Source organism: Agrobacterium sp. CGMCC 11546 (assembly GCF_013365515.1).
GTDB lineage: Bacteria > Pseudomonadota > Alphaproteobacteria > Rhizobiales > Rhizobiaceae > Agrobacterium > Agrobacterium fabrum.
On sequence record NZ_CP047388.1, the window covers coordinates 582,306 to 605,940 of the forward strand.

The window sequence follows — 23,635 nt, forward strand, 5'->3', positions numbered from 1 at the left end:
GCCATGTCTTCGCCAGTGAGAAAGCTAGAGCCCGTGACGGAACTCAAACCCCAGCCGATGGTGGCAATCGATGACGTGACCATGGCGTTTGGTTCGTTCGTTGCCGTTCAAAACGTCAACCTTAGGGTTGGCGATGGAGAGTTTCTCTCCATCGTCGGCCCCACCGGTTGCGGAAAATCCACCATCCTCAACGCCATCGCAGGGCTGCTGAAGCCTGCGCAAGGCAAGGTGTCAATCGACGGTACGGCCGTCCAGGGCGTACAGAACACCATCGGATATCTGTTCCAGCAGGATGCGCTTCTTCCCTGGAAGACGGCGTTTCAGAATGTGGAACTCGGCCTGATGTTCCGCGGCGTCGCCGAGGATGAACGGCGCGCCAAGGTTACGGCCTGGCTCGAAAAGGTCGGCCTCAAGGGCTTCGGAGACCGTTTTCCGCACCAGCTCTCGGGTGGGCAGCGCAAACGCGTGCAGATGGCGCAGGCGCTCATCACCGAGCCGAAGGTCATCCTGATGGACGAACCCTTCTCCGCACTGGATATCCACACCCGCCACCTGATGCAGAATGAATTGCTGCGCCTGTGGCAGGAGGACCGCCGCGCGGTGGTCATGATCACCCATGATCTTGAAGAGGCAATCGCGCTCGGAGACCGCGTCGTCGTTCTCGCGGCCGGCCCGAAAAGCCGCGTTATCGAAAGCTTCCCCGTTGATCTCGAACGGCCCCGCAACGTCGCCGAAATCAAACTCGATCCAAAATTCATGACGCTCTATCGCGATATATGGGCGTCCCTGCGTGGCGAAGTGGAGAAAAGCTATGCAAGCCGTTAATGTTCGTATCATCCAGGTCGCTCTTCTGGTCGTGCTCCTGGGCGGCTGGCAACTTGGCGTAAGCTCCGGTGCCATCGATCGCTTCTTCTTTCCTGCACCCTATGACATCGTCAAACAGGTGATCGACTGGGTTGCCGATGCCGGGTTTTATAAACATGTCGGCATCACGCTCAGCGAAACGGTGCTGGGCTATATCATCGGCACCGGTCTTGGCGTCGGCGCCGGCGTGTGGCTTGGCCTCAGCCCCTTCGTCGCCCGCGTGCTCGATCCGTTCATCAAGGCGGTGAACGCCATTCCGCGTGTCGTTCTGGCACCGATCTTCGTTCTCTGGCTTGGACTTGGCCTCTGGTCCAAGGTCGCTCTTGCGGTCACGCTCGTTTTCTTCGTCACCTTCTTCAACGCCATGCAGGGTGTGCGTGAAGTGAACCCGGTCGTGCTGTCCAATACCCGCATTCTCGGCGCTAAGCGCTCTGACCTGCTGCGTCACGTCTACTTCCCGGCTGCGGCAAGCTGGATCCTGTCGTCGCTGCGCACCTCTGTCGGTTTCGCCGTGGTTGGCGCGATCATCGGCGAATATCTGGGAGCTTCCGCGGGTCTCGGTTACCTGATTGCCCGCTCTGAAGGCAACTTCGATGCGGTCGGCGTCTTCGCAGGCATCATCATCCTTGCGGTTTTCGTCCTCATCATCGACCTCATTCTCGATGTTGCGGAGAAAAAGCTGATCACCTGGCGGCCGAATAACGGTGAAGAACGACCTGCATAGGATTTTCACCTGGTTTCAAATCGAGCGGGGCGGCCAGTCGGCCGGCCCGCTTTTTTCGTCGGCGCAGGCCAAAGCCCCGCCACAATCCATACAAGTTTCGCAAAGGTCGCAGCGTTCAATCTCCCTTCGATCAGAATTGCGGCTATTTCGAAAACGGCATCATGGACGTACCTTAGGGGCTACTGAAGTTGTGGGTTCCGCATCAACTCACAATTTATTGTGTTGCACTTCGGAGAAATTTGGCCTTGTTTGTGGGCTCAAAATACTCACGGGGAAAGAAAACAATGTCCATAACAACTACAGTGCGCACTACTCTGCTGCTCGGATCGCTTCTGCTCGGTGCCAGTTCCGCACTTGCGGAAACAGTGCTGCATCGCGGCAATTCTGGGGAACCGCAGACGCTCGATCAGGCCCAAACCTCGATCAACATCGAAGCCTTTATCCTGAAGGACCTTTTTGAAGGTCTCACCATTTACGATGCGGCAGGCAAGATCGTTCCCGGTACGGCAGAAAGCTGGACGCTGTCTGACGATGGCACCGTCTACACGTTCAAATTGCGGGCGGATGCAAAATGGTCGGATGGCACGCCGGTAACGGCTGGCGACTTTGTATTCTCCTACCAGCGCGTCGAAGACCCGAAGACCGCAGCAAAATATGCGAATATTCTTTACCCGATCAAGAACGCCGAAAAGATCAACAAGGGCGAAACGCCGGTTGACCAGCTTGGTGTGAAGGCGGTGGATGACAAGACCCTTGAAATCACACTCGAGCGCTCAACACCTTTCTTCCTTGAGCTTCTTGCTCACCAGACGGCGCTGCCGATTTCCAAGGCGAGCTACGAAAAGAACGGCACGAACTTCGTAAAGCCGGGCGTCATGGTCTCGAACGGTGCTTACAAGCTCGAAGCGCATGTTCCCAATGACAGCTTGACGGTCGTCAAGAACACCGACTTCTGGGATGCGTCGAACACTAAAATCGACAAGGTCATCTTCTACCCGATTGACGACCAGGCCGCCTCCGTTCGTCGTTTCGAAGCGAAGGAAATGGACCTCGCATACAACTTTTCTGCGGACCAGATCGACCGTCTGCGCAAGTCCTACGGCGAGCAGGTCCACGTTTCGCCGACGCTTGCGACCTACTATTACACCTTCGACACCCGCGAAGCCCCGTATGACGACGTGCGCGTGCGCCAGGCCCTTTCCATGGCGGTGGACCGCGATTTCCTCGCCAAGGAAATCTACAGCGGTTCCCAGGTTCCGGCCTACTCCATGGTTCCCCCGGGCATGGACTCCTACGGCGAGCCGGCAAAGGCCGATTTTGCCACGCTTTCCCAGCTCGACCGGGAAGACGAGGCACTCAAGCTCATGAAGGACGCCGGTTACGGTGAAGGCGGCAAGCCGCTTTCCATCGAAATCCGCTACAACACCAACCCCAACCATGAACGCGTCGCGACAGCTATCGCGGATATGTGGAAGAATACTTTCGGCGCGAAAGTGTCGCTGGTGAACCTCGACGTTGCCTCGCACTACGGCTACCTTCAGGAGGGCGGCAAGTTTAACGTGGCGCGCGCCGGCTGGGTTGCCGACTATGCGGATGCGGAAAACTTCCTCGCTCTTTCGGTATCCTCCAATAAGACCTTCAACTATTCGAAGTTCAACAACGCCGAATACGACTCGCTGATGCAGAAGTCCTACAACGAGAAGGACCCTGCTGCTCGCTCCAAGCTGCTGCATGAGGCAGAAACCATCCTCATGAAGGAACAGCCGGTCGCTCCGCTTCTGACGCAGGCCGATCTCTGGCTGGTGTCCAACCGGGTCAAGGGTTGGGTCGACAATGCTGCCAACGAACACCTCAGCCGCTTCCTGAGCGTTTCCGAATAAGCAGCGCTGGCACGGTGGCCAACACCACCGTGCCATGCCGGAGCCCGAAAAATCATGATCTCGTTTATCCTGCGCCGTTTGGCGAGCGCCGTGCCGACTTTGTTTATCGTCGTCACGATTTCGTTTTTCCTGATGCGTTTCGCGCCGGGTGGTCCGTTCAATCTTGAACGTCCCCTGCCGCCGCAAACGATGGAAAACCTGATGAGAACCTATCATCTGGATGAGCCATTGTGGCGCCAGTATCTCATCTACCTCCGCAATGCCGTCACCGGCGATTTCGGTCCGAGCTATATCTACAAGGACAATACTGTCGCGCAGTTGATCGGCAAGGGTCTGCCCTATTCGCTGGAACTCGGTAGTTATGCGCTGTTGCTGGCGCTGGTGGGCGGCGTTCTTGCCGGCACTCTGGCCGCGCTCCGGCAGAACAGTGCCTTCGATTTCTCGCTCATGTCGATTTCAACTGTTGGCATTACCGTGCCGAACTTCGTTGTCGCACCTGTTCTCACGCTCGTCTTTGCCGTGATACTCGGGCTTCTGCCGGCAGGCAGCTGGGGTGATGGATCGCTGAGATATCTCATTCTTCCGATGATCGCGCTCGCCTTGCCGCAGCTTGCGGTTATCGCGCGCCTGACACGCGGGGCCATGATCGAGGCCCTGCGGATGGACCATATCCGCACCGCCAAGGCTTATGGTCTTCCGGCCCGCAGCGTGGTCGTGCTGCACGCCATGCGCGCTGCGATGCTGCCCGTCGTTTCTTATCTCGCGCCCTGTGCCGCCGCTCTCCTCACGGGTTCGGCGGTCATCGAAACGATCTTCACGATCCCCGGTGTCGGCCGCTACTTCGTTCTTGGCGCCATCAATCGCGACTATACGCTGGTGATGGGAACCGTGGTTCTCGTCGCCATTTTCGTCATCGTTTTCAATCTCCTGGTCGATATTCTCTACGGCCTGCTTGATCCGAGGGTCAGACATGACTGATATCCCCGGCACTGTTGCCCATCAACCGGTGGTGAAAAGCCGAAGCCTGTTCCAGCTCGCAGCCCTGCGTTTCAGACGAAACAAGGCGGCCATGGCGGGTTCCATCATGCTCCTGCTGATCACGCTTTTCTCCTTCATCGGTCCGAATTTCCTCACCCATACCTATGATCAGGTGTTCTCGTCCTACGTCTCCGTGGCGCCCAGTCTTGAGCCGCGTCCTGACGTGAACAACCTTCAGGGCGTGATGGAAGGCGTCGCCGGCCGTGCACGCGTGGAGCTGAAGGAATTTTCCGTTGAAGGGCAGACCTTCACGGCAACCATCACCTCCAGCAGCGCAATCGACCCGCGCGCGACCCGCTATTTCGACCGCGCCAACGAATTTGAAAACACTAAGGTCGTGGCCACCGAAGACGAGGGCCGGACGCTGAAGCTGGAAGGCGACGTCAACCGCGAATACTTCTTCTTCGGCACGGATTCAAATGGTCGCGACATGCTGGCCCGGGTGATGCTGGGTGGGCAGATCTCGATCGCCGTCGGCATTCTGGCCAGCCTCGTTTCGCTCGGGATAGGCGTCCTTTACGGCGCAACGGCTGGATATATCGGCGGACGTGTCGACAATGTGATGATGCGTTTCGTCGAAATCCTCTATTCGCTGCCCTTCGTCTTTCTGGTGGTCGTTCTCGTGGTTTTCTTCGGCCGCAGCTTCATCCTGATCTTCCTGGTCATCGGTGCGGTGGAATGGCTTGATATGGCGCGTATCGTCCGTGGCCAGACGCTTGCGCTGAAACGGCGGGAATTTGTGGGGGCCGCACAGGCCTTGGGTTTGAGCGACTGGCAGATCATCCGCCGTCACATCATTCCCAATACGATCGGACCGGTCGTCGTGTTCGTCACCGTCGTCGTGCCCAAAGTCATTCTTCTGGAAAGCTTCCTCTCCTTCCTCGGCCTTGGCGTGCAGGCGCCGCTGACGAGTTGGGGGGCGCTGATTTCCGAAGGTGCCAACAATATCCAGTCAGCCCCGTGGCTCCTGATATTCCCGGCGATCTTCTTCGTGCTGACCCTGTTTTCGCTTAATTTTGTGGGCGACGGGTTGCGTGATGCACTCGATCCCAAGGATCGTTGATATGAAAACGACACCTGAAACCATCCTCACCGTCCGTGACCTCAAGGTTGAATTCACCACGCCCGATGGCACCGTGAATGCCGTCAAGGGCATCGATATTGACGTCAAACAGGGCGAAACGCTTGCCGTCGTCGGCGAATCCGGTTCCGGCAAGAGCCAGACCATGATGGGCATCATGGGGCTGCTGGCATCAAACGGCATTATTGAAGGTTCGGCAAAATATCGTGGACACGAGCTGATCGGTCTTCCGGTCAACGAACTGAACGATATCCGGGGTGCGAAAATCACCATGATTTTTCAGGAGCCGATGACCTCGCTCGATCCTCTTTACCGGATCGGCGCGCAAATCGCCGAACCGATCATCTACCACAGGGGTGGCAGCAAAAGGCAAGCGCGCGCACGCGTTCTCGAACTCCTGAAGCTCGTTGGAATTCCTGAGCCGGAACGGCGTATAGACAGCTACCCGCATGAGCTTTCCGGCGGTCAGCGCCAGCGCGTGATGATCGTCATGGCGCTCGCGAACGAGCCGGACATTCTGATTGCCGATGAACCGACCACTGCGCTCGACGTGACGATCCAGGCGCAGATCCTCGACCTTCTGAAGTCGTTGCAGCAACGCTTCGGCATGGCCGTCGTCCTGATCACACACGATCTTGGCGTGGTCCGCCATTTCGCCAATCGCGTCGCCGTGATGCGCCGCGGCGAGATCGTCGAGACCGGCACGACGGAAGATATCTTCGAGCGCCCGCAGGCGGACTACACCAAGATGCTTCTCGATGCGGAACCCAGCGGGCACAAACCCGCGGTCGGCAGCGAGGCACCGGTCGTTCTCTCGGGCAAGAATGTGACGATAGACTATAAAATTCCGGGTGGCTTCCTGTCGAAGTCCAGCAAGTTCCGGGCCGTCGACAGCGTCAATGTCGACCTTCACCAGGGACAGACCATCGGCATTGTCGGTGAATCTGGATCGGGCAAGTCCACGCTTGGTCGTGCGCTTCTGCGTCTCATCGTTTCGGAAGGCCGCATTTTCTTCGGCAAGACGGAGATCACCGGCCTTGACCGAAAGGCCATGCGGCCGTTGCGGCGGCATTTGCAGCTTGTGTTTCAGGATCCCTATGGCTCGCTTTCGCCAAGACAGACGGTGGGGGAGATCATCACCGAAGGCCTGTTCGTGCATGAGCAACAGCTCAGCCGGGCGGAGCGGGACAAGCGGGCAATCGAAGCACTGAAAGAAGTCGGTCTCGATCCCGCGGCCCGCAACCGCTACCCTCACGAATTTTCAGGCGGACAACGTCAGCGTATCGCCATTGCCCGCGCGATCATCCTCAAGCCCGAGGTCGTCATCCTCGATGAACCGACATCCGCGCTGGACCGGTCCGTTCAAGGACAGGTCATCGATCTTCTGCGCGAGCTGCAGAAGACGCACGGCCTTTCCTACATCTTCATCAGCCACGATCTTTCGGTCATCAAGGCCATTTCGGATTACGTCATCGTCATGAGAAACGGGAAGATCGTAGAGGAGGGTGAGACGGACGCCATATTCAACAGGCCGGTGGCTGAATATACCAAAACACTCATCAAATCCGCGTTCTCGGCGGAGGTGGCGTAATAGATTGTCGCCCGGTCTTACCGGGCGGTGTATGGCTCTGTTCTGAAACCCGATCGTTGAAGACGGTGTCATTCGTCAACGACGGCGAATGATTTCAGTGTACGCAGAGCCCCGCCACTGCCTACAGAATGTTGCCGATGCAGACATATTTCAGTTCGGTATATTCCTCGATGCCGTGGCGGGAACCTTCGCGCCCGAGACCTGACATCTTGACGCCGCCAAAGGGCGCCTCGGCGGTGGAGATAGCCCCCGTATTGACGCCGACCATGCCATATTCAAGCGCCTCGGCGACCCTGAAAACACGGGAAAGATCACGCGCATAAAAATAGGAGGCGAGGCCGAAATCGGTATTGTTGGCCTGTGCGATCACATCCTCTTCGTCTTCGAAACGGAAAAGCGGGGCGAGCGGCCCGAATGTCTCCTCACACGCGACCTGCATGTCGGTGGTGACGTTGCGCAGGATCGTCGGCTCGAAAAAATTGCCGCCGAGTGCATGCCTGCTGCCGCCTGCGGCAATTTGCGCGCCTTTTGAGAGTGCATCGGCGATATGCGCTTCCACCTTGGCAACGGCATTACCATCGATGAGCGGACCCAGAATGCTTCCCTCGTCCAACCCGTTACCGACCTTCAGCCCCGATACCGCCCGCGCGAATTTTTCAGCAAAAGCATCATAAACACCGCTCTGCACATAAAACCGGTTGGCGCAGACGCAGGTCTGGCCATTGTTGCGGAACTTGGCAATCAGCGCCCCTTCGACAGCCGCGTCGAGATCAGCGTCATTAAATACGATGAAGGGCGCGTTGCCGCCGAGTTCCAACCCGAGTTTCTTGATCGTCGGCGCGCATTGGCGGTAAAGATGTTCTCCCGTGCGTGTCGATCCGGTGAAGGTGAGGAGACGAATATCCGGGCTCGCGGTCAGCACGCCGCCGATTTCTGCGGCAGGTCCCGTCACGATGCTGAAAAGTTCGAGCGGCAGGCCCGCGCGCTCGGCGAGAATGGCGAGGGCGATGGCCGAAAACGGCGTCTGCGGTGCGGGTTTCAGCACCACCGCGCAGCCGGCAGCGAGCGCCGGGCCGACCTTGCGGGTAATCATGGCATTGGGGAAATTCCACGGCGTGATGGCCGCGACGACGCCAACCGGCTGGCGCAGAACGAGGATGCGCTTGTCGGCCTGATGACCGGGGACCGTCTCACCATTGAGGCGGCGGGCTTCTTCGGCAAACCACTCGATGAAGCTTGCCCCATAGGCGATTTCACCTTTGGCTTCCGCGAGCGGTTTTCCCTGTTCCAGCGTCAGGATCATGCCGAGATCGTCCCGGTTTTCCATGACGAGCCGGTGCCACGCCTTCAGGATCGCCGCACGCTCGCCGGCTGTGCGGCGCGCCCATGCTTTCTGGGCAATCACGGCAGCGGTGATAGCCGCCTGCGTTTCCGTTGCGCCAAGTTCGGGAACTTGCCCGACGATTTTCCCCGTCGCGGGATTGCGGATCGTCGCCGTCTCGCGGCCATCGCAACCGATCCAGCGGCCGGCCACGGGCACTTTCTCACAGAAGAGCGTAGGGCCATTCAGATGCATGGAGCCGATCCTTCAACAGAAAACCTGGGCTGACGCCGGGTCGAAGGCCAGATGAACGAGGTCGCCCCGGTTGAGACCGGAAATCGCTTCGTGGCCGAAGGGCAGCCGCACGGCAAGCGGTTCGCCCGAACCGGTATGGGCCACCACATGGACATTGTTGCCAAGGAAGGTGATGTCGCTGACCATGGCCTGAAAACCGGCGGAAGCAACCGGCCGGTTGCGGCTGAGCTGCAGGCGTTCCGGACGCAGCATCAGCGCCGCTTTCTTGCCCGGTGCGGCCTCGCCATGCATGGGAATATGATCGAAGATGATATCCCGGCCAAGCGACACCGTCGCCTTGCCGCCCGATGCCGCGAGGAGATCGCAGGCGATGAAATCGCTGTCACCAATGAATTCGGCCACAAAACGGGTGGTCGGGTGGGCGTAAAGCTCCGGCCCCGTGCCGATCTGATCGATAACCCCCTTGGAAAACACGGCAATGCGATCAGAAAGACGCAAGGCCTCTTCTTGATCATGGGTGACGTAGAGGATGGTCACCTCCGTCTGCTGGTGGATGCGACGGATTTCGAATTGGATTTCCTCGCGCAGCTTCTTGTCGAGTGCCGACAGCGGCTCATCCATCAGCAGCACCGGTGGATCGTAAGCGAGCGCACGCGCCAGCGCCACGCGCTGCTGCTGACCGCCGGACATCTGCGCGGGCTTCCTGTCCTCGAAACCTTCGAGGCGGACGAGCCGCAGCATCTCCTTCACCTTGGCATCGATGTCCGCCTTGCTCCTGCGGCGAACTTTCAGCGGAAAGGCGATGTTTTCGCCGACCGACAGATGCGGAAACAGGGTGTAACGCTGGAAGACCATGCCGATATTGCGCTTGTGCGATGGAGTCGACAGCAGGCTCTCGCCGTTCAGCAGTATATCCCCCGAGGTCGGCTGTTCGAAACCGGCAAGGATATAAAGAGTGGTGCTCTTGCCGGAACCGGAAGGACCGAGGAAGGTCATGAACTCGCCCGGCTGAACGTCGAGATTGACATCCTGAACGGCGACCACCGGTCCGTATTGCTTGCGGATTCCGCGAATTTGCAGGAGCGGTTTGGTCATGTTTTCAGTCCTTTTCGCACAGCCGCAACAAGCAGCATGAGAATGATGGTCACCGCGATGAGAAGCGTGGAGGCAGCGGCGATGACGGGCGTCAGATCCTGACGCAGCGTCGCCCAGATTTTCACCGGCAGCGTCTGCAATGTCGGGCTTGCCATGAAGATTGCCAGCACCACCTCATCCCAGGAGGTGAGGAAGGAAAAGATCGCCGCCGAAAACAGGCCGTGGCTGATGGCGGGAAGCGTGATGCGGATTTTCGCCTGCAACGGGCTCGCACCGCATAGCACCGCCGCATCCTCGATCGACTTGTCGAAACCCTCGAGCGCGCCGGTCAGCGCCAGAATGGAGAAAGGCAGCGCGACGACGAGATGGGCGATGACGAAGCCGGTCGTGGTGCCGGCAAGGCCGAGTTTCAGGAAAAAGGCGTAAAGCGCCACCGCAAGGACCACGACGGGCAGGATCATCGGCGTCATGAACAGGGCGCGCAGCGTGCCGCGCCCGAGGAAACGTCCGCGCACCAGCCCGAAGGAAGCCATGAGACCGATCAGCACGGAGAGTACCGTGACCATCAGCGCAATGCGCAGGCTGGTCCAGGCGGCCTCCAGCCATCTGGGGTCAGCGAAGAAATCCGCATACCATTTCAGCGTCCAGCCGGGCGGCGGAAAGATCAGCCATTGTGACGAACCAAAGGACAAAGCGGCGATAAAAACGATCGGGAGGATGAGAAATGCCGACGTCAGCACGGTGATGAGGAGGAGCAGCCATTTCCACAGGCCGAGACTGTTATAGTTCAAAAGCATCTCAGCGCCCCCCTGCCCCTGCCGCGCCGAAGAATTTCAGCTGCACCGCATAAAGAGCCAGAGTGACCACCAGAAGGACGAAGGCGGCGGCCCCGCCCATGCCCCAGTTGACCAGTGACTGCACGAATTGGGCGATGAGTTCGGCCAGCATCATGTTCGCCGTGCCGCCGAGCAGCGCCGGGGTGACGAAATAACCGAGCGACATGACGAAGACCATCAGCGCACCGGCCATCATGCCGGGCGCGGCAAGCGGAATGAGAACGCGCGTCAGTGCCTGCCAACGGCTGGCGCCGCACAGAGACGCTGCCTGCAGAATGGCCGGGTCGATCTTGCGGATGACGCCATAGAGCGGAATGATGATGAAAGGCAGCATGATATAGGTCATGCCGATCGTCACGCCGGTGAGATTGTTGACCAGTGCCAGCGGCTTATCAATGATGCCAAGGCCCATCAGCGTCTTGTTGACCACGCCTGTTCGCTGCAACAGCACCATCCAGGCATAGGTGCGGGCCAGAAGATTGGTCCACATCGACAGAAGCAGGATGGCAAAAACGATGGAGGCAAGCCGCGAGGGCATGATGGCGAGCGCCCAGGCGACCGGAAAACCGATTGCCAGCGACACGACCGTCACCAGTGCAGACACCGCGAAAGTATTGAAGAAAATCTTCAGATAGGTGGAGCTGCCTAGCAGTTCGGCATAATTGCCAAGGCCGAAGACGGGTTCGGTCACGCTGCGCGACAGCAGGATGAGGACAGGAACGACAAAGAACAGGATGAGGAGACCGAGCGCCGGTAGGGTGGCGGCAAAATTGCCGGCCCGAAACGGCATGCGCGCCTTCGGCCTGGGTCTGACTGTTTCATCGGTAAGCGAGACCATGTCCAAACCTCCCGGACGTGAAAATTGCGCGGGCGCCCGTGGCAGCCCGCGCCGTTATCTTATTTTGCCTGCCAGGCGTACCAGCGCTCGCCAATTTCATCGCGATGCTGTGCCCAGTAGTTCATGTCGGCATTGACCTGGCTTTCCGTCTGCTGGTCCGGCAGAGATTTGGCGATTTTCGCATCCATCAGCTTGGCGGATTCGATATTGACCGGAGCATAACCCGTCGCTGTCGCCATATCTGCCTGCGCCTGCGCGGACGTCGCCAAGGCGATGAACTTCATCGCCGCATCCTTGTTCTTCGTTCCCTTCGGGACAACGAGCGAATCCGCTGCGGTAATGTTCTGCGCCCAAGATGTCTCCACCTTGACGCCGCTCTGCTCGAGAGCGGTCATGCGGCCGTTCCAAACGCTGCCGAAGGGTGCTTCGGCCGATGCGATCAACTGCTGCGACTGCGCGCCGCCGGACCACCAAATGATATCGGATTTGATCGTGTCGAGCTTCTTGAAAGCACGGTCGAGATCAAGCGGATAAAGCTTGTCGGCCGTAACGCCGTCGGCCAGAAGTGCCGCCTCGATCACACCCGGTGCCGACCACTTGTAGAAGGTGCGCTTGCCCGGAAATTTAGCAGTATCGAAGAGATCGGCCCAGCTCTTGGGGCAGGCAGCAACTGAATCGACATTGCAGCCGATGACGAAGGAATAATAGAAGCTGCCGACAGAATAATCCGTCACGAAACGAGGGTCGAGTTTCGTTTTGTCGATGACGCTGAAATCCAGCTTTTCAAGCAGACCCTTGGGGCCGGCCTGCGCGGCATAGTCGCCTTCGACATCGACCACATCCCATGTCACGCCGTTGGCCTCGACCATGGCTTTCAGCTTGCCATAGTCTGTCGGGCCATCCTGCAGCACGTTGATGCCGGTTTCCACCATGAATTTCTCAGCCCAGGCCGCCTTCTGGGCGTCCTGCGTGGTTCCCCCCCAGCTGGAAAAAACCAGATCATTCGCCTGAGCGGCTGCGCCGAGGGCGAGTGCTGCGCATGTCGACAATACCAGTTTCGATCTCATGTTCCCTTACTCCATTTAGAGTTTGTTGTTGGCATGCACGTCTTTGCCGGTACTTTTCACATCAACGGTGAAAACCGCGCCGGCTTCATGATCTTGTTTTCCGCGACTTCGATGAGATCACGGATTTTCGGCAGGAACGATAACCAGCGCGGATCGGCCATCAGCCGCGCGCGCCGTTCAGCGCGGTCGTCAAGGCTGGAAAAGGCCCAGATATGGACGATCTCGTTGATGGGGCCGATCTCGGAAAAGAAATAACCCACTAATTCGCCGAGATGGCTTTTCTGGATTTCGATACCCTCGTCCTCGACGACCTTGAGATAGGCCGGGATGACGCCGTTCTTCAGCCGATAGGTACGGATCTCGTAAAACATCGGCTCACCGCATCACGAAAGGATCGGGGATCGGATCGTCGGAGGTTCTGAGCCAGATGGTCTTGGTGCGCGTGTAATCGAGCGCTGCCGCGAGCCCGCCTTCACGGCCGTCTCCCGAAAGGCCGAAGCCGCCAAAGGGCGCAATCGGCGAAACAGCGCGATAGGTGTTCACCCAGACGATGCCGGCGCGGATCGCCTTCATCAGACGATGGGCTCGTGTCAGGTTTTGCGTGAAGACGCCGGACGCAAGGCCATAGACGGTGTCATTGGCAAGCGAAATGGCTTCCGCTTCGGTTTCGAAGGAAACGACCGAAAGGACCGGGCCGAAAAACTCCTTCTCCATCGAGGGGGATCGAATACCGTCACAATCGAGAATGGTCGGCCGGTAAAAATAGCCTTCACCCTCCACAGGCTCACCGCCCGTCACCACCTTCGCGCCGGCATCTACCGAGGCGGAAACCAGCGAAACGATGTGCTTCCTCTGACGCTCCGTTGCAAGCGGCCCCACTTCCGTCGCCATATCCAAAGGCGAACCGATGCGGATCGCCTCGGCCTTTGCCGCCAGAATCTGGAGGAAACGGTCCTTGACGCTTTTTTCGATGATCAGCCGCGAACCAGCCACGCAACTCTGGCCGGTCGCTGCAAAAATGCCTGCCACCTGGGCGTTGGCGGCACTTTCGAGATCGGCATCGGCAAAAACGAGGATCGGCGATTTGCCGCCGAGTTCCAGCGATGTGGAGGCAAGGTTTTCGGCCGAGTTGCGGACGATATGTCGGGCCGTTTCCGGGCCGCCGGTGAAGGCGATATGGGCGACCTTCGAATGGGTGGTGAGGGCGTTGCCGCATGACGCGCCGAAACCGGTAACAACGTTGACGACACCGGCGGGAAAACCGGCCTCATGCACCAGCCGGGCAAATTCCAGAAGCGGAGCCGGGCCATCTTCCGATGCCTTGACGACGATAGTGCAGCCGGCGGCCAGCGCCGGACCGATCTTCACGGCGGCAAGAAACAGCTGACTGTTCCACGGCACGATCGCCGCGACAACACCGACCGGTTCGCGCCGGAGCCAGACATCCATATCCGGCTTGTCGATGGGCAGGTAGGCGCCTTCGATCTTGTCCGCGAGGCCCGCATAATAGCGATAATAGTCAGCGACATAGGCGATCTGCGCGGAGGTTTCGCGGATGATCTTGCCGGTATCGCGGGTTTCGAGTTCAGCGAGCGTTTTCGCATTTTCCGCGACGAGATCGGCCAGCCTGTAGAGGAGCTTGCCGCGCTGCGTCGCCGTCAGCTTCGACCAGGCGGCATCCTCGTAAAGCGCCCGGTGCGCGGCCGCGACCGCCCGGCCGATATCCGCCTCGCGGCTTTCCGGCATTTCGGCCCAGGGCTGGCCGGTTGCGGGATCGAGGCTGGAAAAGCTGGCCTCACCATCCTCGAAACGTCCGTCGATATAGCACTGAAAACGGCGCATCATCTTACTCCGCAAAAGCCGGCATGACGTCGGACAGGAAACGCTCCAACGACGCTTTCTTGCGCTCGAAGCTCATGCCCGTATCGATCCAGAAGGAATATTCGTCATAACCCATGGCCTCGTAGGCCTTGAGGCGGGCAATGACGTCATCGGCATCGCCGACGACATTGTTCTTGCGCATGACATCGCCGGAGAGCATGGCGTTTCCGGCGATGTCCTCCGGCGCAATACGCTCGATCAGACCCTGATGGACCGGCTTCTCGTTCTTGAACCACGCGAAGAAGTAATTGTAATAAACGCTCATCTCATGGGCGGCCTGCGCAATATCGGCTTCGTCGGAACCGACATAGGTATGGCGCAGCAGCATGATTTTCGGGCGCTTTTTTTCCGGGTTCCTGGCGCAGGCATCGTTGAAGCGGCCCATCAGGGTTTCCACCTCATCGTCGCCCTGCCACAGCGGCGTCACCTGCACATTGCAATCATTGGCGACGGCGAATTCGTGAGAATTCGGATCGCGCGCCGCTACCCAGATCGGCGGAAAAGGCTGTTGCAGCGGCTTGGGGGCGGAAGTCGTGGCCGGAAATTTGAAGAACTCGCCGTCATGGGCATAATCGCCCGCCCACACGCCCTTGATGGCGGGGATCAATTCGCGCATCCGCTGGCCCGCACCCCAGGCATCGAGGCCGGGAAGCAGCCGCTCGTACTCGAAGGAATAAGCGCCGCGAGCAATGCCGATATCGAGACGGCCATCGCAGATGAGATCGGTCATCGCCGCTTCGCCGGCAAGCTTGATCGGGTGCCAGAAAGGCGCGATCACAGTGCCGGTGCCGAGACGTGCCGTTTTCGTGCGGCGGGCCAGATCGGCGATCGTCACGAAGGGGTTGGGCGCAATGGTGAAATCCATGCCGTGATGTTCGCCGGTCCAGATGGCATGCATGCCGCCGCGATCGGCGATTTCGCAAAGGGTGACGAATTCCTCGTAGAGGGTCTTGTGATCCTGCGAGGCGTCCAACCGCTCCATGTGGACGAAGAGGGAAAATTTCATGGGTTTACCGCCTTCATGGAAATGGGATGAACCTTGCCGGCGGTCTCGTTGCCGACATAGACGCCGAAATTGCCGATGGAGCTTTCCAGCGCGAAGCGATTGACGATATCCGCCGTTGCGCCGGAGTCGAATTTTGCGGAGCCGAGCGCGCCGGGCGACAGGAAGCGGCCCTGACGCGGTGCATCATCGCCCTCGGCAAGTGCGTGGTAGACGATATGCTGGCGGCCATCCGCCTTGTTTTCGTAAACGGAGTATAGAAAACCTGTCCTGACGGAGAGGCCCGTCAGGTCCTGAAGGCGCGATGTCAGCGCCGCAACCGGATCGCCGCCTGCGACGACACAGCCGGGCAGCGACAGAACATCATCTCCAACAAGGTAAATCTCGCCACGGCGTTCCAGCACCGCGCCGACGACAATTTCACCCTCGGCCGCTGCTGACACCGCCTTGGCGGCCAGCATCGGCGTGAAATATCCGCCGCGCGCATAACCGAGACCGTTCAGGCCACTATTATCGAAAGCACCGATACGGCCGAGCAGGATGACATGATCACCCGCCTCGATAACCTCCTGCATGGTGCATTCGAACCAGGCTGCGACTTCAGCAAAGACGGGCGAACCCTGCGGCGCATCCGACCATTCGGCGGCGGCAAAACGATCCTCCGCCGGGCGCGCGAAGGTATTGGACAGGTCTTTCTGGCTTTCCGACAAAATGTTGACGGCGAAGTTTTTCGCGCCGGTCATTGTCGCGAAATTGCGCGAGGTACGCGCGAGGCAGATCAACAGCAGCGGCGGATCGAGCGATACCGAAGTGAAGGAATTTGCGGTGAAGCCCACGGGCTTTCCCGCATCATCCCGCGTGGTCACGATCGTTACTCCCGTTACGAAAGCGCCGAAGGCGTCGCGCAGGGCGCGCGGGTCAAGCGTTGCAACAGTCATTGCGGCTCCTCCTCAATAGCCAGCCATTCGGCCATCAATGCATTGACAGTTTCAGGTGCGGTCAGATTGACCATATGCCGGTGCGCCTCGACGATACGAGCGTAACCGCGCGGCGTGATCGCCGCCATCTGCTCGGCCATCAGCGGCGTCGAATTCGGATCGTCAGAGCCGGTCAGAAACAGCGCCGGGCAGGTGACCGACGGCCAACGGTCCGCATAAGTCTCATCTCCGCCCGCAAAGGCGGTGTAGGCAACCGAGTAACCTTCCGGATCGACCGTTTCCAGCCAGCCGCGTGTCAGTTCCCGCGCATGCTGACTCTTGGCGTCATCGCCGAACCAGCGCAGCAGCGGTCCTTGCTTGTCCACGCCTTCGGTACGGATGGCCGCAGCCCGCGCAAGCACCGCCGCCTTCGCCGCCGGATCACGGCGATAGACACCGTTCAGGTAACCGACGCGCGCAATACGATCGCTGAAGGTCGCAGCGGCACCGCCGGAAATCAGCGCCCCCATGGAATGGCCGGCGACATTGGCGCGGCTGATCCGCATATCGTCCAGAAAACGGCCGAACCAGCCGACAAAATCCGTAAGCGTGCTGCCCGCAGGCAACCGTTCGCTGCTGCCATGGCCCGGCATGTCGACCGCGATGACACGGTGCGTGCGGGAAAAGACGTCGATCTGCGGCTCCCAGGCTTCAAGCCGCATGCCGACGCCGTGGATGAGGATCAGCTCTTCTCCGGCACCGGCTTCGAAATAAGCCGCCCCACCCTCGGTCATCTTGCGAGGGAGCGCGGCAGCACCTGCCTTTGCAACATTGACCCGTGACGTAGTGGCGGCCTCGTGCATTGATGTCACCCTCAAACGCCGGCCGGATTGGCGACGTCCTGACCGAGATCCTGCAGATCCTGGTAACGGTCGCCAATACGGTGATGGGGCCGGCCGCCGACGGAAGCACCGAGCGCGACCACGATCTCGTCCGCAGCCGGGGCATCGGGAATGGCGGTCTGTATGGTCAGATAATGTGAGCGGCGGCCTTCATCGTTCTTGTCCATCAGCGGAATCATGATCGGCGCATTGCCCGGACCGCGGGTGTTGCAGAAGGCGAGGTAGGACTTGGCACCCACAGCCTGACGATAATGATTGCCGAAGCGCAGCGTGTGGATGAGCGCGGAGGCATGTTCGATTTCGCCATCCAGCCCGACAACCGCCGCCTTGCCATAGGCCTCCACGGCCTCGCCAGAGCCAACGGCATCAAGGATCATCTTCGTCAGCAGCTCCCCGAGCACCGGCGCACCGGCATGGATTTCCGGCTTCAGGTTTTCCACGAAGCCTTTTCCCGCCCAGGGATTTTTCACGACCGCAATCGCGCTGAACAGCTTCAGAGGCGTTGCGGCGGCCTTGCCTCCCTCAATCAACGTCGTTTCGACCTGCAGCAGGGTCTTGCGGATCTGAATGGACATGGGCGTTCTCTCCGTAAATATGATGTCTTATGGTATGCCATAATATACGACTGTCAAGTGCCGCATGATTTTTCGTCAAAAAGTCGAAAATCTTCAACATTAACAGATATTTATGGCTTAAAATTCCGCGATGCTTCCGTCATAGGCGAGTTCATATAGCCGCGTCATTTCGGCAACTGTGGGCACTCGGGGGTTATTTGCCGGCGTACCGGAAGCAAGACCCTGCCGCACCATTTCCGGCACAAGTTCGAGATAGCGGCTCCTCTCGATACCGAACTCTTGTGGGGTCGGCACCTTCAGCCGCCTGTTCAGGCCGATGAAAGCCTCCACCAGCTTCGCCCCGGAGACCTGATCGCTATCTGTCGCGGTGGCGGAGCCGAGCGCCCGCGCGGCCGCAGCATAATGCGGAAGAGCGGAATTCAGCGAAAACTGCGTGACGAGCGGCAGCACCATCGCATTCGACATGCCGTGCGGCACGTGGAAAAAAGCGCCAACCGGCCGGCTGAGGCCATGGATCAGTGCGGTCGATGTATTGGAGACGGCAAGCCCGGCATGGGTCGCGCCCAGCATCATCGCTTCACGCGCATCCCGGTCATCAGGGTTATCAGCCACTTTTTCAAGATTGGCGCCGATCAGCTTCAGGGCGGAAAGCGCCAGCGCCTCGGAATGGGCGTTACCATTGCGGTTGACCAGCGCCTCCAGCGCATGGGTCAGCGCATCGATGCCGGTATCGACCGTAACACGGTAAGGACATGTCAGCGTCAGTTCATAATCGATGATGGCCGCGACCGGCAAAGCGGCAGTGCCGAGGATCAGCATTTTTTCGCTGGCAGCCGTGTCGGTGACGACGGCGGCGCGGGTCACTTCCGAACCGGTGCCGGCCGTCGTCGGAATGGCAATCACCGGCATGACGGCGAAATCCACGATCCGCGGCACTTTCAGGGCCCGCAAATCCTCCCCGCTCGTTGCAACGATGGCGCCCGCCTTGGCCGTATCCATAGCGCTGCCGCCACCGAGTGCGACGAGACTGTCATGGCCACCATCGGTAATACGTTTCACCAAGGTGGCGATGGATATATCCGTCGGGTCTTCCACGACGTCCGAGAATACGGCGGCCTCGATGCCTTCCTCAGCCAGCGCCTGCAAAAGCACATCGGCATGGCCAAGCTTCTGCATCACGGGATCGCAGACCAGCAGGGGGCGATGGGCGCCGAGCGATTTTACCACGGCAGGTAATCGAAAACGGCTGCCGCCGCCGATCAACATTTCGCGGGGCATCAGGACACGGTTTATCATTGCGGTTCTCCGCCACTATCATTCTGCGTTGTTCGGAATGGCCGAAGCAGATTTATGAACCTGCTCCGGCATGAATGGGCCTAGTGGGCCAGAATTTTCGACAGGAACGAGCGGGCTCTTTCCGTCTTCGGATCGGTGAAGAAACTGTCGCCCTCACCGATCTCCACGATCTCGCCGCCATCCATGAAGACGATGCGGTCCGCCACCTTGCGGGCAAACCCCATCTCATGCGTCACCACCATCATCGTCATGCCCTCCTGGGCGAGCGAGACCATGACGTCGAGGACCTCGTTGATCATTTCCGGATCGAGCGCCGATGTCGGCTCGTCGAAGAGCATGGCGACCGGGTCCATCGCCAGTGCGCGGGCAATGGCGACGCGCTGCTGCTGCCCACCCGACAATTGGCCGGGATATTTTCTGGCATGCGCCGTCAGTCCCACCCTCTCCAGCAGCGCATTGGCCTTGGTCAGCGCTTCCGCCGGTGTACGGCCCAGAACCTTCTCCTGCCCAATACAGAGATTTTCGAGGATCGTCATATGCGGGAAGAGTTCGAAATGCTGAAATACCATGCCCACCCTGGAGCGCAGTTTCGGCATATCGGTCTTTGGGTTGGTCACTTCCACGCCATTGACGGTAATGACGCCGTTGCCGATCGTCTCGAGTGCATTCACACATTTGATCAGCGTCGACTTGCCCGAGCCGGAGGGCCCGCAGATCACGACAACTTCACCCTTGGCGACATTCAGGCTGCAATTGGTCAGAACCTGAAAATGCGGCCCGTACCATTTATTGACGGATTGCAGTTCGATCATGCTGGTTGTTTGCGACATCGGACCGCTCCTTAGTGTATGTCAGTCGACATGGGGCCATAGGCCTTGCCGAAGCGCTTCTCGATCCGGCGCTGAATGAGTTCCCAGGCGGTCGTCATGGCGAGATAATAAAGCGCCGCGACGGTGAACAGCTCCAGCACGAGGAACTTTTCCTGAATGAGCACCTGCGTGCGGCGCAGAAGCTCCTCCATGGAAATGATCGAGGCGATCGAGGTCGTCTTGAGCACGCCGTTAACGGAATTGCCGAGCGGCGGGATGATGATACGAAAGGCCTGCGGTGCAACGATGTAGCGCATCACCTGCGCCTCGGTCATGCCGATGGCGCGTGCCGCATTGATCTGGCCTTTCGGAACGGCGGCGATGCCCGCCCGGACGATTTCAGAAAGATAGGCCGCTTCGCAGAGCGACAGGCCGATAAGGGTGGATTGCAGCACCGTCAGCTTGATGCCCATTTGCGGCAGGCCGGTATAGATGATGATGAGCTGCACCAGAAGCGGCGTGCCGCGAAAGATCCAGGTGTAGAAATAGGCAGGACCGGACAGGAACCGGTATTTCGACATGCGCATGACAGCGATGACGAAGCCCAGCGCAAGACCCGCCGTCATGGCGAAGACCGTGAGGCCGAGCGTCACCAGCGCGCCCTCGAATAGATAATAATTCGTCAGATATTCGAAGAAACCTTCCCAGTTCCAACCCTTCACGTCTTTCTCCAATTCATGCGAGAACGGTCGCGGCGGGAGCTTTCCCGCCACGATGACAGTTCAGATGGGAGGAATTCAGCCTTCCGGGCCGAGAACGGCGAGGTCGCCGGGCGCCATGCTGACACCGTAGCCGCCCATCAGCTTTTCGAGCGAACCATCGGCCCTCATCTCCTTCAGGGCGGCGGAGACAGCATCGGCCACGTCCTTGCTGCCGAAGGAGAGCGAACCGGGGGTGGGATACATGCCAGAAAGCGCATGGGTGAATTCGCCGCGATCCTGATATTGCTTGGCGACCGGATCGATGGAGACGGCCGCCTGCACCTGACCGGCGCGCAGCGCCTGATAGACGGTTGCATAATTGTCGAACAGGTTGATGGTCATCGGCGCGAGACCGCGCTTCTTGAAGTCCTCGTTCAGTTCCTTGATCTTGCGCTCGGCGTAACCGCCGATGTCGGTGCTGACAGCCTTGCCGGCGAGATCATCGACTTTGGTGATGGGATCGGAAGCCCCGACGGCTGTGGAAATGCTGATGGCGAGATTTTCATAGGGGATCATGAACAGGATCTTGCGCCGCTCCGCCGTCACGAACAGGCCGGCATTGATCATGTCCCAGCGGCCGCCCTGCAGGCCGGGCACCATCGTCGCATATTCCGTGCTGATATATTCGGGTTTCAGGCACAGACGTTTGGCAATCTCATAGCCGAGTTCAATACGAAGACCCTTCAGGACACCCTGCTGATCGGCATAGGCCATAGGCGGCAGGGTCGGGCTGGTGGCCATGACGAGATGACCGGGCTTGATGAGATGGTCGTCGGATATTTTCGGCGTGCAATCCTGCGCGACGGCGGCACCGGCGAAAAGAGTGACTGCGGCACCGACCAAGAGGGTTTTGGCGCGCACGGCTATGCATTTCCGGGAAATCGGATTCCAGTTCATATTAAGCTCCGCTCTTTATATTATTGATTATGGCATACCATCACACCAAACGGTTTACCCTGTCAAGAAGCGGCTAATTATTTTTCTAAATTATTGAAAAACAACGATAAAGAAAATAACCGCACCTATGCGGCTCCCGGCAGGGGAGCCACAAGGATGGATCGATTTCAGCCGAAAATCCGTCAGTCGGCGGATTGTTGCGCCTTCAGAACTGCTTCGGCAATGGCACAGGCGCTGGTCACATGATCGAGCGCGGCTTTGTAGGCGGCGTCACCGTCCCCCTTGCGGATGGCATCGACGATCTTCTCCATCTGCGCCGGACCGTCGGTATCGCGGCTTTTCGTCTTGATCGTCATGGAGCGCAGATGGTTGATCCGCACCGTCAGCAAATTGACGACGCCCCAGGCGACATGCCGGTCGATCTTGCTGAACAGCGTCTGGTAGAAGGACGAGGTATGCGTGAGCACGCCCGGCATATCCTTGGCAACATAACTTTCGCGGATGTGCCTGAGCGAAACCTCCAGGGCCTCGACAATAGCGGGGTCGCGGCGTTCGGCACAAAGACGCGCCGCCATTCCTTCCAGCGCGCCGCGGATTTCGTAAATCTGCTTGGCCTCGTCGAGATCGAGCAGCGCAACCATCGGGCCTTTATTCGGCAGGTTCGCCACCAGCCCTTCGGATTCCAGATGCCGCAGGACTTCGCGCACGATGGTGCGGGAAACACCGAGTTGGGCGCAAAGATCGCGCTCAACCAGACGGTCTCCCGGGCGGAAATAACCATTCACGATCGCATCCCGCACCTTGTCGAGCGCGAGTTCCCTCAGCGTCTTCGTCGGACGCTCAACGCGAATGGCAGTTCCCTGCAAAGCACCGGTCATGGTATCACCTCGTTTGGCACATCCCGCCTGCGCTCGCCGCACGCCGAAGCAGGTTCTGGCTCTTTATATTATGGCGTACCAACTTATTTAGCCGCGCATCATCTTCATGGCAACAGCCAAGGCGCGGCGGGCTGTCTGACCAGACCGAAACACCTCATCCCATCCTTTCCGATGCATAGGAACCGGGACTGGGTGGAAACACCACCGTTCGGCTGCCGTTCAAAAAGACGCGCCGATGAATATGGGCGTGGATGGCACGCGCCAGCACCTGCGCCTCCACGTCACGGCCAAGCGAGACATAATCCTCGGCCGACTGGGCATGGGTGATGCGAACGATATCCTGCTCGATGATCGGCCCTTCATCCAGATCGGCCGTGACATAATGCGCCGTCGCGCCGATCAGCTTCACACCGCGTTGATAGGCCTGCTTGTAGGGGTTGGCGCCCTTGAAAGACGGCAGGAAGGAGTGGTGGATATTGATGATCTTGCCAGACATCGCCTCGCACATCCTGTCGGAAAGCACCTGCATGTAGCGCGCCAGAACGACAAGCTCCGTGCCGGTGCTTTCAGCGATCTCCATGATGCGGGCTTCGGCCTGCGGCTTGTTCTCCTTCGTCACCGGAATGTGGTGAAAGGGGATATCGTGATTGACGACGACCTTCTGGTAATCGAAATGGTTGGAGACGACGCCGACAATATCGATCGGCAAGGCTCCGATACGCCAGCGGTAAAGCAGGTCATTGAGACAATGGCCAAAACGCGAGACCATCAGCAGAACCTTCATCCGCTCTGCCTGATCATGCAGCGCCACCTCCATGCCGAATGTCTTTGAAATCGGCTCGAGCCCCGCCATCAGTGCCTCCCGCGTCGCGCCTTCCTCGGAGATGAAACCCACCCGCATGAAAAAGCGACCGGTGCCGAGATCATCGAACTGCGAACTGTCAACGATGTTACAGCCCTTCTCCGCCAGAAGGCCTGAAAGGGCCGCGACGATGCCACGGGTGGATTTGCATGTTACGGTGAGGACGAAATTCGTCATCTGGCGCCTCTCTGTCATCGATATGGGAAAAACCCGCGCGGTTTGACGCGCGCGGGAAAAGCCGCAAGGGCGGCGGGGAAAACCGGG

23 protein-coding genes are annotated in these 23,635 nt (G+C 59.2%); 6 read left to right on the forward strand and 17 right to left on the reverse strand.

Going from position 1 to position 23,635, the window contains the following annotated elements:
• The first annotated feature begins 3 nt into the window (after window positions 1-3).
• The 6 genes from GSF67_RS17480 (at window position 4) to GSF67_RS17505 (ending at window position 7,178) form a co-directional block, all read left to right on the forward strand.
• Entirely contained in the window at window positions 4-825 is an 822-nt protein-coding gene (locus tag GSF67_RS17480) for an ABC transporter ATP-binding protein (protein WP_010973691.1), read from the forward strand.
• Entirely contained in the window at window positions 812-1,588 is a 777-nt protein-coding gene (locus GSF67_RS17485) for an ABC transporter permease (protein WP_006315998.1), read from the forward strand. The genes GSF67_RS17480 and GSF67_RS17485 overlap by 14 nt, the downstream gene beginning before the upstream one ends.
• A gap of 284 nt (window positions 1,589-1,872) precedes the next feature.
• Window positions 1,873-3,468, forward strand: coding sequence for a peptide ABC transporter substrate-binding protein (locus tag GSF67_RS17490; protein WP_006315999.1), 1,596 nt, complete (start codon window positions 1,873-1,875; stop codon window positions 3,466-3,468).
• A gap of 54 nt (window positions 3,469-3,522) precedes the next feature.
• Window positions 3,523-4,446 carry an oligopeptide ABC transporter permease OppB gene (oppB, locus tag GSF67_RS17495; RefSeq protein WP_006316000.1) on the forward strand — a complete coding sequence of 308 codons (924 nt, stop codon included), beginning with the start codon at window positions 3,523-3,525 and terminating at the stop codon, window positions 4,444-4,446.
• Entirely contained in the window at window positions 4,439-5,569 is a 1,131-nt protein-coding gene (locus GSF67_RS17500) for an ABC transporter permease (RefSeq protein ID WP_006316001.1), read from the forward strand. The genes oppB and GSF67_RS17500 overlap by 8 nt, the downstream gene beginning before the upstream one ends.
• A gap of 1 nt (window position 5,570) precedes the next feature.
• Window positions 5,571-7,178, forward strand: coding sequence for an ABC transporter ATP-binding protein (locus GSF67_RS17505; protein WP_176072053.1), 1,608 nt, complete (start codon window positions 5,571-5,573; stop codon window positions 7,176-7,178).
• 121 nt (window positions 7,179-7,299) lie between these two features.
• Here GSF67_RS17505 and GSF67_RS17510 read toward each other — a convergent pair whose 3' ends face one another.
• The 17 genes from GSF67_RS17510 to purU all read right to left on the reverse strand — a co-directional run bounded on the left by GSF67_RS17510 (window position 7,300) and on the right by purU (window position 23,548).
• A complete protein-coding gene (locus tag GSF67_RS17510) occupies window positions 7,300-8,754 on the reverse strand; it encodes an NAD-dependent succinate-semialdehyde dehydrogenase (RefSeq protein WP_006316003.1) in 1,455 nt (484 codons plus the stop codon).
• Between the two features lie 12 nt (window positions 8,755-8,766).
• Window positions 8,767-9,849 carry an ABC transporter ATP-binding protein gene (locus GSF67_RS17515; RefSeq protein WP_006316004.1) on the reverse strand — a complete coding sequence of 361 codons (1,083 nt, stop codon included), beginning with the start codon at window positions 9,847-9,849 and terminating at the stop codon, window positions 8,767-8,769.
• Window positions 9,846-10,646 (reverse strand): ABC transporter permease, encoded by an 801-nt coding sequence (locus GSF67_RS17520; protein ID WP_006316005.1) that lies wholly within the window; start codon window positions 10,644-10,646, stop codon window positions 9,846-9,848. Before GSF67_RS17520 ends, GSF67_RS17515 begins: the two co-directional genes overlap by 4 nt.
• A gap of 1 nt (window position 10,647) precedes the next feature.
• Window positions 10,648-11,523, reverse strand: a complete 876-nt coding sequence (locus GSF67_RS17525; protein WP_006316006.1) for an ABC transporter permease — start codon at window positions 11,521-11,523, stop codon at window positions 10,648-10,650.
• Window positions 11,524-11,582: 59 nt separating this feature from the next.
• Window positions 11,583-12,590 carry an ABC transporter substrate-binding protein gene (locus tag GSF67_RS17530; RefSeq protein ID WP_006316007.1) on the reverse strand — a complete coding sequence of 336 codons (1,008 nt, stop codon included), beginning with the start codon at window positions 12,588-12,590 and terminating at the stop codon, window positions 11,583-11,585.
• Window positions 12,591-12,646: 56 nt separating this feature from the next.
• Window positions 12,647-12,961, reverse strand: a complete 315-nt coding sequence (locus GSF67_RS17535; RefSeq protein ID WP_006316009.1) for an NIPSNAP family protein — start codon at window positions 12,959-12,961, stop codon at window positions 12,647-12,649.
• Between the two features lie 4 nt (window positions 12,962-12,965).
• The gene (locus tag GSF67_RS17540) at window positions 12,966-14,432 is read right to left on the reverse strand and encodes an aldehyde dehydrogenase (protein ID WP_006316010.1); all 1,467 of its coding nucleotides are present in this window, start codon (window positions 14,430-14,432) and stop codon (window positions 12,966-12,968) included.
• A 4-nt stretch (window positions 14,433-14,436) separates the two neighbouring features.
• Window positions 14,437-15,477, reverse strand: a complete 1,041-nt coding sequence (locus GSF67_RS17545) for an LLM class flavin-dependent oxidoreductase (protein ID WP_006316011.1) — start codon at window positions 15,475-15,477, stop codon at window positions 14,437-14,439.
• Window positions 15,474-16,412 carry a flavin reductase family protein gene (locus GSF67_RS17550; RefSeq protein WP_006316012.1) on the reverse strand — a complete coding sequence of 313 codons (939 nt, stop codon included), beginning with the start codon at window positions 16,410-16,412 and terminating at the stop codon, window positions 15,474-15,476. Before GSF67_RS17550 ends, GSF67_RS17545 begins: the two co-directional genes overlap by 4 nt.
• Window positions 16,409-17,254, reverse strand: coding sequence for an alpha/beta fold hydrolase (locus GSF67_RS17555; protein ID WP_006316013.1), 846 nt, complete (start codon window positions 17,252-17,254; stop codon window positions 16,409-16,411). The genes GSF67_RS17550 and GSF67_RS17555 overlap by 4 nt, the downstream gene beginning before the upstream one ends.
• Before the next feature lie 11 nt (window positions 17,255-17,265).
• Entirely contained in the window at window positions 17,266-17,868 is a 603-nt protein-coding gene (locus GSF67_RS17560) for an amino acid synthesis family protein (RefSeq protein ID WP_006316014.1), read from the reverse strand.
• A gap of 117 nt (window positions 17,869-17,985) precedes the next feature.
• Window positions 17,986-19,164: an iron-containing alcohol dehydrogenase gene (locus tag GSF67_RS17565; protein WP_006316015.1), complete on the reverse strand. Its 1,179-nt coding sequence runs from the start codon at window positions 19,162-19,164 to the stop codon at window positions 17,986-17,988.
• 80 nt (window positions 19,165-19,244) lie between these two features.
• On the reverse strand, window positions 19,245-19,976 hold the full coding sequence (locus GSF67_RS17570) for an amino acid ABC transporter ATP-binding protein (protein ID WP_083816040.1): 732 nt from the start codon (window positions 19,974-19,976) through the stop codon (window positions 19,245-19,247).
• 29 nt (window positions 19,977-20,005) lie between these two features.
• Complete coding sequence (locus GSF67_RS17575) at window positions 20,006-20,695, reverse strand: amino acid ABC transporter permease (RefSeq protein ID WP_006316017.1); 690 nt, start codon at window positions 20,693-20,695, stop codon at window positions 20,006-20,008.
• 75 nt (window positions 20,696-20,770) lie between these two features.
• On the reverse strand, window positions 20,771-21,631 hold the full coding sequence (locus GSF67_RS17580) for an ABC transporter substrate-binding protein (RefSeq protein WP_006316018.1): 861 nt from the start codon (window positions 21,629-21,631) through the stop codon (window positions 20,771-20,773).
• A 182-nt stretch (window positions 21,632-21,813) separates the two neighbouring features.
• On the reverse strand, window positions 21,814-22,509 hold the full coding sequence (locus tag GSF67_RS17585; RefSeq protein ID WP_006316019.1) for a GntR family transcriptional regulator: 696 nt from the start codon (window positions 22,507-22,509) through the stop codon (window positions 21,814-21,816).
• Between the two features lie 154 nt (window positions 22,510-22,663).
• Window positions 22,664-23,548 carry a formyltetrahydrofolate deformylase gene (purU, locus tag GSF67_RS17590; RefSeq protein ID WP_006316020.1) on the reverse strand — a complete coding sequence of 295 codons (885 nt, stop codon included), beginning with the start codon at window positions 23,546-23,548 and terminating at the stop codon, window positions 22,664-22,666.
• Between the last annotated feature and the right edge of the window lie 87 nt (window positions 23,549-23,635).